The 12,369-nt window shown below is 62.0% G+C and carries 12 protein-coding genes and 2 pseudogenes; 4 read left to right on the forward strand and 10 right to left on the reverse strand.

Translation table 11 applies throughout. From position 1 onward, the window contains the following. Positions 1 to 770: 770 nt before the first annotated feature. A complete protein-coding gene (locus SO139_RS43190) occupies positions 771 to 953 on the reverse strand; it encodes a hypothetical protein (RefSeq protein WP_474801169.1) in 183 nt (60 codons plus the stop codon). A 145-nt stretch (positions 954 to 1,098) separates the two neighbouring features. Here SO139_RS43190 and SO139_RS43195 point away from each other — a divergent pair, with 145 nt between their 5' ends. Continuing rightward, complete coding sequence (locus tag SO139_RS43195; protein WP_474801171.1) at positions 1,099 to 1,299, forward strand: hypothetical protein; 201 nt, start codon at positions 1,099 to 1,101, stop codon at positions 1,297 to 1,299. Between the two features lie 32 nt (positions 1,300 to 1,331). Here the strand turns inward: SO139_RS43195 and SO139_RS43200 are convergent, their stop codons facing one another. The 5 genes from SO139_RS43200 to repA form a co-directional block, all read right to left on the reverse strand. Then, positions 1,332 to 1,532, reverse strand: a complete 201-nt coding sequence (locus SO139_RS43200) for a hypothetical protein (RefSeq protein WP_474801173.1) — start codon at positions 1,530 to 1,532, stop codon at positions 1,332 to 1,334. A gap of 245 nt (positions 1,533 to 1,777) precedes the next feature. Then, entirely contained in the window at positions 1,778 to 2,263 is a 486-nt protein-coding gene (locus SO139_RS43205; protein ID WP_474801175.1) for a hypothetical protein, read from the reverse strand. A gap of 38 nt (positions 2,264 to 2,301) precedes the next feature. After that, positions 2,302 to 3,534: a plasmid replication protein RepC gene (gene repC, locus SO139_RS43210; protein WP_498541939.1), complete on the reverse strand. Its 1,233-nt coding sequence runs from the start codon at positions 3,532 to 3,534 to the stop codon at positions 2,302 to 2,304. A 197-nt stretch (positions 3,535 to 3,731) separates the two neighbouring features. Beyond that, positions 3,732 to 4,751, reverse strand: coding sequence for a plasmid partitioning protein RepB (gene repB / locus SO139_RS43215; RefSeq protein WP_498541940.1), 1,020 nt, complete (start codon positions 4,749 to 4,751; stop codon positions 3,732 to 3,734). Continuing rightward, a complete protein-coding gene (gene repA, locus SO139_RS43220) occupies positions 4,748 to 5,962 on the reverse strand; it encodes a plasmid partitioning protein RepA (protein ID WP_027555999.1) in 1,215 nt (404 codons plus the stop codon). The genes repB and repA overlap by 4 nt, the downstream gene beginning before the upstream one ends. Positions 5,963 to 7,794: 1,832 nt before the next feature. Here repA and SO139_RS43225 point away from each other — a divergent pair. The 3 genes from SO139_RS43225 (at position 7,795) to SO139_RS43235 (ending at position 9,967) form a co-directional block, all read left to right on the forward strand. Beyond that, complete coding sequence (locus tag SO139_RS43225; RefSeq protein WP_474801182.1) at positions 7,795 to 8,040, forward strand: type II toxin-antitoxin system VapB family antitoxin; 246 nt, start codon at positions 7,795 to 7,797, stop codon at positions 8,038 to 8,040. After that, positions 8,040 to 8,435, forward strand: a complete 396-nt coding sequence (locus SO139_RS43230) for a type II toxin-antitoxin system VapC family toxin (protein ID WP_474801184.1) — start codon at positions 8,040 to 8,042, stop codon at positions 8,433 to 8,435. Before SO139_RS43225 ends, SO139_RS43230 begins: the two co-directional genes overlap by 1 nt. A gap of 314 nt (positions 8,436 to 8,749) precedes the next feature. Next, positions 8,750 to 9,967, forward strand: a complete 1,218-nt coding sequence (locus SO139_RS43235; protein ID WP_474801186.1) for an RHE_PE00001 family protein — start codon at positions 8,750 to 8,752, stop codon at positions 9,965 to 9,967. A gap of 112 nt (positions 9,968 to 10,079) precedes the next feature. Here SO139_RS43235 and SO139_RS43240 read toward each other — a convergent pair whose 3' ends face one another. From SO139_RS43240 to SO139_RS43255, 4 genes and pseudogenes are all read right to left on the reverse strand, one after another. Next, a complete protein-coding gene (locus SO139_RS43240) occupies positions 10,080 to 10,376 on the reverse strand; it encodes a type II toxin-antitoxin system RelE/ParE family toxin (RefSeq protein WP_474801188.1) in 297 nt (98 codons plus the stop codon). Continuing rightward, positions 10,373 to 10,681, reverse strand: a complete 309-nt coding sequence (locus SO139_RS43245; RefSeq protein WP_474801190.1) for a type II toxin-antitoxin system RelB/DinJ family antitoxin — start codon at positions 10,679 to 10,681, stop codon at positions 10,373 to 10,375. Before SO139_RS43245 ends, SO139_RS43240 begins: the two co-directional genes overlap by 4 nt. A 122-nt stretch (positions 10,682 to 10,803) precedes the next feature. Continuing rightward, positions 10,804 to 11,116, reverse strand: a pseudogene (locus tag SO139_RS43250) (DUF736 domain-containing protein). Positions 11,117 to 11,968: 852 nt separating this feature from the next. Then, positions 11,969 to 12,268, reverse strand: a pseudogene (locus SO139_RS43255) (zincin-like metallopeptidase domain-containing protein); the annotation flags it as partial. Positions 12,269 to 12,369 lie beyond the last annotated feature (101 nt).

Here is a 12,369-nt window from a genome sequence, read left to right on the forward strand (position 1 = left end):
TGGCACGTCCGGTTCGGCGAGAGGCGTGCAGAAACCAGCCGCCGTGAGGCGGTATGGCGCTGCGCGCCTACTCTACCCCTTGGTTTTCTCGGGCCGCGCCTATCGCGTCCTCGATGGCGGTCGTGAGACCGGAGGCGATCGACCTGCACCCGGAGGGCCGAAATGAAATGGAGGGCGGCCGGCAGCGACTTTCTTGGACCGCGAGGAATGGCGCGCAGCGCCAGGGGAAGAAAGTCGAGGACGGGCGTTGCAGGGACAAGATCGAGAGCCCGCGAAGCGGGATCGGCCTTCGGTCAGACCAGCCTCTATCGAGGACGCAGATGGGTGCGCCCGTCGCGAAAACACATGGAATGAAGGCAGGCGGCCCTATCGGCTATTCGGGTCTCAACGCAATGGGCGTCGGGCGAAACGTCGTTCACTATAAGCAGGCCACCTAAGCGCCGGGTCATCACCTGCCAGGGAAACTATCGCTGTCGGCAACGTCGGCGGACCTGTCGAAGTGGCCATCGCAAGACCGATAACGAGGCTGCCGACGTTCTCGCCAAGCGGATGTAACCCCGTCCTCCCGATCCATGCCACCGACACGCCTGCGAAGCGTGAAAGATGCCAGCGTCGCTGGACATGGGGCCGGCGAGTCCGGGACGATCTCGCGGACACGCGCGATGCAACGAAGCTCGGCGTGCAGGCTGCAGCCCCACAGCATTGGTGCGGGTTGTGGGCACGATCGGCGTCAACAGCGATCCGGTGCCCGGCTCGATTTCTGTTGGACGCTACTTGGCCGGCGGCCGCAGCGGGCTTTCCGCCCACTTCCGAGCGGCAGGATCGCGCAGCGGATCGTCCTCGCAGACGAGGCAAACGTAGCGAGGCCGGCCGGGAGCTACGTCGTCGGGCACGGCCGCCATCAGCTTCCCGCACTTCGGGCACAGCTTCCGGCTCAGGTAGAGCGGAGTCATGGTTTTTCCTGCCGAGACCAGCTTAGTTCCCGATGCGCCGCGAGCACAACTAGATCGTCGAAGTGTCCGCATGCATCAGACCGCTTGACGCGGAGCGCGTCTCGCACTGAAATCCGGCTTTCAGTGATGTTGCGGGGGTGGCGTCGTGGAAGAATTTTACAGAGGCTTCGCGCAGCGGGCGCGCGATCTAGCCGAGAACGCGGACCCGTTCACCAAGCGTCGGCTACTCGACCTGGCCCAGCGATACGACCTCAAGAGCAGACCAGGATCACCGGGCGGACGGTCCATCCCGCCGCCGCGCGCAACGCCGCCGACGGTGCTGTTCAGCGGTTCCGGCGAGTCCTAACGAAAAGGTGGCAGTGCAGATACGCGGCCGCTTCACCGCCACATCGTGGGCGCGTCGTTAAGCGCCCTGCGGCCTACCTGCATCAAGCTGTCGGGCGTCGTTTCGCCCTGCCTGGCCGCCTCGAGGATCTTCGCCGCGACGTGCGTCCGCGTGCCGGTTTCAGACCGCGACACGGTTTGACAGACATCGTCGAGGACCGCGCGCAGCAGCGCGGTGGTCTGGGCGTCGAACATCGGAGAATGCCCCTCAGTCAATGGACGACAAGGATAACCGCGCCCGCGCGTCCGGGGATTCAAGAAGGTTAAGACGCAGTGCGAAATTTGGCTGCGCCGGTCTGCTCTTCTCCCTTGTGGCGGCTATGGCCTTCGGCCTTGCTGTTGGCCCGGAGCCATTCTGAAGAAAAACAGCCGGAACTGTGTTGCCGCCAACTCAACGCAGAACGGACCTCGCGCAGGCGTATGCGCGGCGCGAGGAGTCATCACCTGCGCCGCGCGATCTCGTCGGCGACCATGCCTTGCGCCCGGACCAGCCGGTCATGCAGGGTCTCGAACATATCGAGGATGTCATCATTAGGCTCATTCTTACCCTGCTCGATGGCTTCGGCGACGAGTTCATCGAGGGGCGTCTCCTTCAATTGGCCCTTCTCTAGAAGCTCGTCATACAGGCCATCACTGTTCGGCTGCGGTTGGATGCGGCCGTCGGAGTTGCACCAGACGGTGAATGTCTGATGTCCGAGAACAGCGTTCTCGACCATTTCCGCATCCAGCGGAATCAGCGTCCCCCAGGCCACGCCCGCTTCGTCGGCGAACCCTGCCACGTACATCCGTTGCTCCACGGCGTCTGCATCGCGAAGCTGGAAGAACGGCGTGAGGATGATTGGAGGGCATTTTGGCATGACGATTTCTCCGAACGGGTTTGCGTCTATAAGCGCAGCGGCGGCATCAGCGCGGGCACCTTCGATCACACGAAAAAGGCAAGGTCTGGGAGCGTCACCTCATCGCCTCACGCCCGCTGCTTGTCTCGCCGCCGAGAATTGATTTGCGCCATCAGGATTGGGCCAAGCGAAAATTCGCCGGCCTCGGCTTTTCGCGTCAGACCGCGCAGATAACCGCCGGCGGAATTGATCGCGGCGCCACGTTGCAGGATGCACGCAACGACGACGGCTGCAGGCACCTCGCCCATGACCGTTTGCGCCTCCTCCCAGGCGCTGGGGCTGATCCCGAGCGTTGATCGAACGACCGCCGCGGTGGCGAGAAAATCTCGCCAGTTCGAAATCCCACCTTTCGCATAATCGACGATGTCCGGGCATGCACTCAGGACCATTCCCAACGGATACGCCCCCTCGGCGACTCGCGATGGTTGAGGTTTAGGCTCAGCTCCCGCCGCCCTGCCTTCTCGGAGGCTAGGTTCAAGCTCAATTAGGGCATCAGTATTTGAATTCTGTATGTGGCGCTCAGAATGGGACTCATTGCCGCTCGGATTCTTAGATTTGATGTGAGCTTCCAGCAGATTGAGCACGTCATCAGCAAGTTGAGACAGCTCGTCGGCGATCGGCTCAAGCTCTTGGCGCGTCGCGCTGCGCGGAATCTGAACAACCATCGCGCGGAAAGCGGCGTGCACCTCCTGCCAATCGGCGGGCCCCTGCCCTGCCCTCCGCGTCGGGACGCCTTCCTCGATGCCGGTTGCAATCATCTTCCCGATGTCGCGCCGGCACAGCGTGATCCGCTCACGCACGAGCTTGAGTGCGCGGGCTTCGGCTTCGATATCGGCCGCCAGGCTCTCGAACTCTTCCGAGCGCACGACGAGCGGCGACAGATCGAAGCCGAAGGCGAGCTCGATTTCGCCAACATCGTCCTTCCGCGCATAGCGCTTGCCATTTGGACTATCGCGTCGAACGATCAGTCCCGCGTCGACCAGCACTGCGAGGTGGCGCCGCAGCGTCGATGCCGGCATGCCGTGCGCCCGCCGACTGAGCTGATTGTTTGATGGGAAGACGATCAGATCATCCTCTCCTGTGAGCGCCGTCTCAGGATGGAAGGTCAGGAGCGCGTTTAACACTGACAGCGCGCGCTCCGACACGCCAAGGCGCGGCCGTGCCGTGCAGATGGCATGGAAGATCTTCCATTTGTGGACGATCTTTTCGGGAGGGCGTTCGGTTGCGACCATCTGGCTTGCCACATGGGCAAGTGTCAACGATCGCCGCCCAAAGGGCGTCGTTGGAGAGTGTGACTGCATGTCTTTGCCTCAGCTGGGCAAAGAAAACCTGCTCGCCGAAACGACGATAAAATCGCGTAGAAACTCTTGACTGCGATTCGCGAAAGTGATTCTCTGTCAGTCGCCAAACTTGAAGAGAAGGGCTTCCGGAACTCCGTTTCGGGGGCCTTTTTCTTTTGCCTTGTCTGCTCCTGGTTCGTGTTTACGGGACGAGGCCGTCAGGCCTCGGTAGTTTCCTGACCACTGCTCGTCTTGGAAAAGGCGTCGAACAGCGCCGGAAGTTGGTCGACAAGAAATGCTGCAAATGTCGCCGAGACATTCTTGTCGAGAGTAAGCTTCAACTCGCGCTCGGCGTGACGCACGTGCGCAATCTTGTCGCCGGATGCGGAAAAGATTGGCCTCTCTTCGGAAGCTTTCGATGTGCCTGCGGAAGATGGACGGCTGGCTGCTGAGAAAGCTGCAAGGAATCGAGCGTCAGTTTCTCGCTCTGCAAATTTCGGTTCAGCGATCGCCGCCCTGACACGTGAGAGCGCCGCTACATCCTTGATCAATTCAGCGAACGTCTGCCAGCGGGGGCGTCCAACTTTCGGAGCCTTCCCGATTGCTTGAACAACATCGGCTGGAACCGATCGAGCGACAGCGAGGAGTCTCGAGGTCTCCGCCCTATCAATCGACAAGGCGTCTTGCGCGATTGCTCGGCTATGTCCGGCATCTTCGATATGCATCGCGAAGGTAGCGCGCTCAATGAAACTCAGATCTTCGCGTTGTGCGTTCTCGAGTCCTTGCGCCACGACGAGCGCTTCATCTGACAGCGCTCGCAAAATAGCTTTGACCGAAATGCCTAGTTCGCGTGTGGCGCGAACTCGTCGATGACCATAGGCGCTCTGGTAGCGCCCTTTCGCTTCGGGATGCTCCCGAACGAGAATTGGCACCTCCTGGCCACGCTGTGCGATCGACTGTTTGAGTGCCTCGAACGAGCTATCATCCTGGTCGCGAAACCGGTCGGCCAGAGGTGACGGATCGATAAGCGAGGGGTCGATTTCAAGGATCATCGCCCCGGAGGCAATCCTTTCACGCAGCTCCTCGTTCTCTTTCTCAACTCCGGAAAAGGTGTCCTTCAACGAGCGGACTGATCCGGACGAGACCCGCGGCAGGGCAGCGGGCATGTTGTCAGCTGACAACGCGGGTGGCTGCGGGGCGGTGAAAAGGCTCTTGATGGTGTCAGTACGTTTGCTCATCGACCCCACACCTTCTTAAGAAGTTGCGCGATTTCGGCATTGACCGCGTCGACCGATTCCAATGCGCGGTCGTAGGCGCCCCGCCCTACGGCGCCGCGCTCCAGCTCGTACAGTGATTGCTTGGTGAGACCTGCATTGGCGATTGCAGTCGATTTCCACACCGTGGCTTGGAGCACATCCGATCCAAAAAGGGTCCGGAGGAGAGCGACGATCTGAGCTTCGGGCACGTCATTGGGATCGTGACGCGTGATGACGTACCGGATGAAATCGTGATCGAGTCGTCCGCCAGCTTCCTCGATGACAGACATGAGGTCCGACGTCATGAGGAGAAACTGGCTCATTGATGCGACATCGACCATCTGAGGATGGATGGTCACGAGCATCGCGGTCGCCGCGTTTAGCGCACCCATGGTCAAGTAACCAAGTTGGGGTGGGCAATCGATGACGACGACGTCATAGTCGTCGGCGATCTGGTCGATGGCGCTGGCGACGCGGCGAAAGAATAGATCGTGCCCGCGTTCACGACGCTCGACCATGGCTCGAGGCGTGGTGTGCTCGAACTCCATCAGCTCGAGATTGCCTGGCACGAGACCTATTCCGTCAAAATAGGTCGGCCGAACGACATCGCGCATTGGCCGCCGGTGCTCGTCATATCGTATAGCGCCGTAGAGCGTTTCGTTCGCCCCAATGTCAAACTCGGGTTGGTACCCGAACATTGCCGACAGCGAAGCTTGGGGATCGAGGTCAATCGCTAGGACCCGAAAGCCGGCAAGCGCGAGGTATTGCGACAGATACAATGCCGTCGTCGTCTTGGCAGAGCCACCTTTGAAGTTCGCGACGGTGATGATTTGGAGCTTGTCGCCTGGGCGCCGGCGTGGGAGAAATTCCAATGCTTCGCGCGGCCGCGCGTTGGCTAGATACCCGCGCAACTCATGAATCTGAGCCAGAGTATAGGATCGTCGCCCCCCGATCCCCGTCGTCGGGCTCGGCCCGAGTCCGTCGAGAGAAAGTTGTCGAAGGTACCCATCGGATACGCCCGCAATTCGCGCAACTTCCCCCGAGGTGAATGACCGGAGCGATTTGCTCGCTGAAGGCGGGAAAAGCGTCGTCGCGAGCGATCGCAGCTGACCGGACAGAATGCCGGCATGCCGAGAGATCCGCGCAGACGCAGTCTCGCTCATCGTCACCGAATCTTCCGCTAAGCTCGTCATCTACCTTCTCAAGACGGTTTCTGCGCGTCAGACGCCTAATCTCCGTCTTGAGAGATGGCCACGATTCTATGATTTGAGCAAGAAATAAAGGGTTAACGAGTTCTTAACGGCCCGGGGGCGTGCCCAACAGCGAGCAGCGGCATTTCGGGCGTATCGCCTGGCTGTTGTCAGCTGACAACAGCGGCCCCAGCGGCGGCGGAACGAGGCTCTACCATAGCATGATTCGGCCGGGCTGCCGGGGTCCCCCAAGTGTCATTCTGTACCATGCTACCTCTGCTCCGATCGGTGTTGCTACTGTGCGGATGCGCCGGCGCCTCGGTCGATGCGCTGCAAAACCCTCGCTTTTGGTGTCGCGTCGGCGCCCACCGGCGCTTGGCGAGGGGTCGATCCATGCCGTGCGAGTGCCTCTATCCCTGCTTCAGCGCGTCGTTGCGCCGGAGAATCGCGCCCCTCGTAATGTACGGTGTGCTCGCTCACCTGCTCAACCCGATGCCGGGGGCCGACGGTCCCGCAAGAAGCGCCCTCCCCGTCCCGTTGACGAACCCGAGCAGAATGGTGAGCGGCGGGGCGTCGAGGGAGTTTGGCTCGGCCGGTTCGGTGGCACGCTGGGTTGTCGCGGTGTCGATCGACACGATATCGCAGCACTGCGCTGGGTGCTGCCCATCCGAGGCAAAGGTGAGCGCAACACGGCGACAGGTCACCAACCGGTCGGACGATCAGGATCGACCAATCGACCGAGTACGTTCCGAGGCATTCGCGGTTGCTGTTGTTCTGCCTGATGATCACACCAGAGGGCCCGGACTTTCAGCCGACCACCCGCCCCGCGCTGCTTACGGCGAAGGGAGGCAGTGTGGGCCCGCTTCGACCGGCACGCCCTTCTGCGGACCGTCTTGTGCCCGGCCAGATCCAATCTTAGCGCCTGGATTCAGCGCCGACGGCGATGCCCCGCCGTCATCGCGAGACTTGGCAGATGGCATGTTACAGGCGGTGGCGCCAACATCGGATTCCTTCCTAGGCAAGGCGCTTCGATCGCAGGGCTCGTCCATCGAGACGGCCCCCCGCGGATTCACGGATTGTTGTCAGCTGACAACGTCAGCTACCAAGGGGAGGGTGGTGTCACGGTCGGCAGGCGAAAGCCGGACCCTCGACGATCCAGTGGGCATGGGAATCGAGCCGTTTCCGTGCATCGTGGGGAAGAAGGAGTCCGCCGAGGAGCGGGCTAACTATGCTCGGGGCGCTGTTTCGAATCGATCCGTAAGGAAGTTGATCCGCAGCGCCCGGCGTCGGAACGGCTCTCTATTGGCGGGCCATAGGGCCGACCAACAATCCAATTTCGCGAAGTTGCGTGAGCATCATACGGGGTCGATTGGGCAGGGAAAGGCGACTACGCGGCGCCAGCTACCAACCAGCCGCTGGAGCATTGTTGTCAGCTGACAACAACGGCCCCGACCATGGAATGTTGTCAGCTGACAACAATCTGTGCCCACCGGTCATTTGGATCCAAATCGCCAACGTACGTCTGTCCAGTCGAGGCAAGCTCGGTATCGCATCAGTCGCGTCGATCCGTGGCCGATGAATTCACACCTCGGAGGTGAGGGCTGGACGAGATTGTTCTCGCCTGGAGTCCGGGACATGCCCGTGGTCTTGAGGGGATACAGCACCCGGAAGACCGGAGGCATGCGATTTATAGAATGCTAACCATAAGAGACTTATGGCCTCCTGCGCGTCCTTACGGCCTTCTCCCCTAGATTTGGCGAGAATCCTCCCTGCCTTCACGTAGTGTATCCGGAATGTTATATAAGGATACACGGTATGAGCTAGAGGAGCGCCTGATGGCCTTCCATATCAAGAATCCCGAGACCGACGCGTTAGCCCGCAGGGTCGCGGCGCTGAAGAAAATCGGACTGACCGAGGCTGTGCATACGGCGCTCGCCCATGAACTCGAGCGCGAGCAGGGCAAGCCGTCGATGATCGATCTGGGCGTCCAGTTTTGTCGCGACTTGAGGGCGAAGGGCAATCCGCAGGGCGGTAGGCCTGCTGACAAAGCGTTCCGCGACAGCTTGTACGAGGATTCCTGATGTTCATCGACGCTTCGGCGCTCACCGCGATGCTGACCGACGAAGACGACGCGCGCGAGTTACTGGCGCGCGTACAGCAAAGCACAACCCGGCTGACCTCGCCGCTGGCCGTGTGGGAGGCGGCGATTGCCGTCGCCCGCCTGCTCGATCTACCTGTCGCGGCGGCGGCCGAAGCGGTCGAGAGCTATCTCGCGTTGATAGAAATAAAAGTGGTGAATGTTGTGCCTGAAACAGCCCGCATCGCGCTCGACGCCTTCGACCGCTATGGCAAGGGCCGACACCCGGCGCGGCTCAATTTCGGGGACTGCTTCGCCTACGCCTGCGCCCGATATCTTGGCGAACCGTTGATGTTCAAGGGCGCCAATTTTCCGCAGACCGATATCGAGGCGGCCTGACAAGCGCTACTATCGAAGCGCGCCTCCGCGTGGCAAAAGTAATGAACGCTGATTCGCAGCGAAGCCACCGAGGCGACGCCGCGGAAGCCAGCCGTGACCGCGCGGCCGTTCGGAAAGTCGGCCTTACCGACGAGGACATCTGAGCGCGGACGGTGGCCGAAGGCGTCCGGAAGAGGGCAGGGGCAACTGTCCAGCGGCGCATCTCCTCGGCGGTTTGTGGCCGACCGCGGCGACCAGCCGGGCTGGGAGGATCTCGGAACTCGTTAATCTACGAACGGAAATCAGATTCTGGAGGATTCGGAACCAGCATCGCTATGACGGAATCTAAAGCCGTGTTAGCTTCTGTTTCGCCGGCTTCCATTAAGGTTATCAGGACCTTGCCGTTCAGCTGCATAATCCCCGATCCGTTGCCCTGGACCCAGCTCGCCGGCCCGCTTGCAGCTGCCGAGGATGTAGTCGCCCGCCTCGACGAGCGCCTAGCAAAGAGCCCAATCCAGGACGGGTGGATCGCGCGGACTCATTTCACAGACGCCTGCGCGACTCTGTGGCTAGATGGCGAACTTGTCCACCTCGAAGATCTGGTGCTCCACGATGCACGGATGGATATCCGCAGCCCCACTCATGAGGTGACCCGAGCCCATGCCGTGCTGCGCGCCCGTCGCCGCATCGCCACTGAAAAACCTGGCTGGGCGCTGTCGGTGGTCGGCCTCGACAGTTTGCGGGGCAGGGGAGGGCAGACCGACCGCGACGGGATCGACGTCGATCCGACCCAGCGAGACATAGAGAACCATGAGACGGAGGGAGCCAGCGCCGCGTCGACCGCGGAAGCGCCGCTTGCGCTGACCGCCCCTGATGATCGGCTGACTGAGGCCCTCGCCGCGGTCGATGTGGCCATCGCCAAAACCAGCCGCACCCTGGCCGGCGAGAGTGCGAGCCAAGCGCGTCGTCCGATCGAGCGGGACTCGTGGATCTACGATCTCGATTGGAACGAAGACTCGCGCCTGGCTGAATGGCGCGCCATCCTTGCTGAATGCGAAACCCTTCCGCCGACGCTCGCGGCAGCAGTCGCGGTCGATGCCTGGCACAGCATCGAACCGCTGCAGCATGGGGCCTGGCTTGGTCCTTTGCTGGCCGCAGCAACACTCCGCCAACGCGGCAAGACCCGCGCGCATCTCGTCTGCCTGCACGAAGGCCTTAAAACCATCCCGCGCGACCAGCGCCGATCGCGCGACCAAACCGCGCGCTTGATCGCACAGCTCGGCGCGATCACAGCCGCGGCGGAGGCCGGCCTCAAGGCGCATGACCGCTGGCTCAATCAGCGCATGCTACTCCTTCGGAAGCTGTCCGGCCGTCGCTCGACCTCAAAACTGCCGGCGCTCATCGACTACGTGTTGTCCCGCCCGGTTGTCTCGGCCGGCATGATCGCCGAAGAATTGGGTATCAGCGCGCGCGCTGCCCAGGACCTGGTCGCCGAGCTCGGCCTGCGCGAGGCCACCGGGCGAGGGCGGTATCGGGCCTGGGTTATTCTCTAGAAGCACGCCATCCGGTTCTTACACACCGGACACATCGGCCGTCCGTTGATAGAGGCAGTCATCGCCGGAGCTCCTGTTTCGATCTAGGTCGAATCGCTTTGGCGACTCAGCCTTAATCGTCGTTGGTAAGTTCGTCGGGCCACATCTGTGCGCCATGAAGCACGCGCAGGATGCGAACGGTATCGCCATTGATCAGGTAGGCCGCGACATAAGGCGTGCGCGGGATGACCAGCTCGCGCGTGCCAGCGACACGCCCGGGTCGGCCGCTTTCGGGAAAGTCGAGCAGACGCCGCGCAGCATCGGCAATCAGTTCGTCAACATGAATCGCGGCGCGAGGATTCTCGGCTTCAATGTAGCCGAAAATTCCGTCGCGATCAGACAGCGCGTGACGCGACCAGACGAGCTTCACCGTTTTTGTTCCGCCGCTTTTTGAAGCGCGGCGGCGCGGCGTTGTGCGAAATGCCTTTCGACCTCGGAATCATCAAGATCGGGCCGGGTGTCCGTCAAGGCCTGGCGCACCTTCTCACGAAACCAGCTATCGTAAGCTTGGCTATTGCTCACGAGCTCGAGCGGAAGCATCCCTTCGTTGGCCGTGCGCGTCAGCAGGATTCTCACGGCGTCGGAGACAGTGAGGCCCATGTTTTCGAGCACCGCGGTGGCCTTTTCCTTCACGTCCGCGTCGATGCGGGTTTGGACGAGGGCATTCGAAGTCATGGCGATCTCCTTTATTCTCCGAATGTAATGCATTTGAATGACATACGCCAGATAGGTCACTGCGTCGTGACCGGGGGCGGCGCCCGGCCCCGCTTTTTGGGGCGAAGCCGGGCGCTGCGGGATCAATCCCGGTTCGGCCGGGACCAGATGAGCTGGAGGCCGTCCTGGCCCTCGACCTCGATCAGGGTGGCGTAGATCGGAGCCGGGAAGCTCGGGTCATCCAGCTTGACCGAGAGATAGTCGCGCTCGGTGTCGCGAGCGGTCTTCTGCCAAGCCGCACCCAATTCGACGTTGCCGGCGAAGATGCGGAAGTGCGGACCCTTGTCGGTGGGGGTTCTCGACGCGGACCATCTTGGCCTTGGCGTTGAGGGCGAGGGTGCGGACGGTGCCGGTAAAGCCATTGCCGTTCGAGGTGAAGGTGCCGATGGTCGCCATTATGTGTCCTTTCAGGTTTTCCGGGCCGCGCCCACCGCGGCCTCGATGGCTGGCGACAGACCGGAGGCGATCGACCTGCACCCCGTAGGGGCCGCAACATTGTGGAGGGCAGTCGAGGCGCGACTTTCTTGTCTTCCGCGAGGAATGGCGCGCAGCGCCAGGGGAAGAAAGTCGCGACCGGCTGTTGCGGGGACAAGAGCGAGGCGGCGCTTCAGCGACGCCGGCCTTCGGTCAGACATGCCAAATCGACGACGCCATGGGCGGGCCAAGAGAAGCTGCCTGAGGACACCGACCCGCGGTCCACTCCGACGACAGGCCGCCCGCCTGGGCGACTGCAGGCGTTGCCCGCACGTCAAGGTGGGCCGTCGAGCTTCCTACGATCTGGATGGCGCCGCGGCACAGATTCGCTCCCCGAGTGGCGCGCCTTGACACTTTGAGACCGGCGACGTGAGCCGTCTCCCCAGCAGAGCGACGGACCACTCGGCCCCGACCGCTGAGCCGGATCGGGCGATGGGCCGACAAGTCACGGCCAGGTCAACGCAGAGGGCGGAAGCGCGTGGCAGCGACATCGCCGAACAAGGGCCGCCTTCGGCAAAGCTCGCAGCCGAGCGAAGCACCGCTCGCGGCGTAAGGCGGTCCGACAGCAAAGGACGATTAAAGGTCGCACAGGCCTTCGCATTCATTCGCGAAGAGATCTGGCTGCTTGTGATCAGCGTCGGTGGAGAGCGATCGATGAGTAGTATCCGTCTGAGCGAATTATCACAACGATCGCGGATCGAGATGCGTTACTTTACGCTTCGTCGCAGAGCATGCGAGGACAGCAGACGGTGGCATGGATCGATACGGCACTCATCATGCCGCCTCTCCGATGTGGGCTGCCTTGGGCTGCAGACCGTGGAGGTAGGCGACGGCGCGCTGCGCGTGCGCGGCGGCCGCGAAGATAAAGCGCTTCTCATTGCTTAAAACCTCCAACCAGGACGCAAGGTAACTCGCGTGGTCTGCACGCGGCTCGAGCTCCGGCACGATGCCGAGGTCCGCGCTAAGGAAGCAGGCGCCGAGCTCTGCGACAAGCTCCTCGCGGGCGCGCTCGCTGCGGTCCTTCGCGTACCCGCTGAGATCGCGATTGACGCGGTGCGCCGGCGCGGTCCAGTGCCCATTATGCCGATATCGGCATAACGGTCATTATGCCGTAAGCGGGATTATGCCGCATGGCCGCGGTTGATGGCGGTTACGCCTGGTCTTGGCCATGCGGC

The sequence above is a fragment of the Bradyrhizobium sp. UFLA05-89 genome (assembly GCF_059803475.1).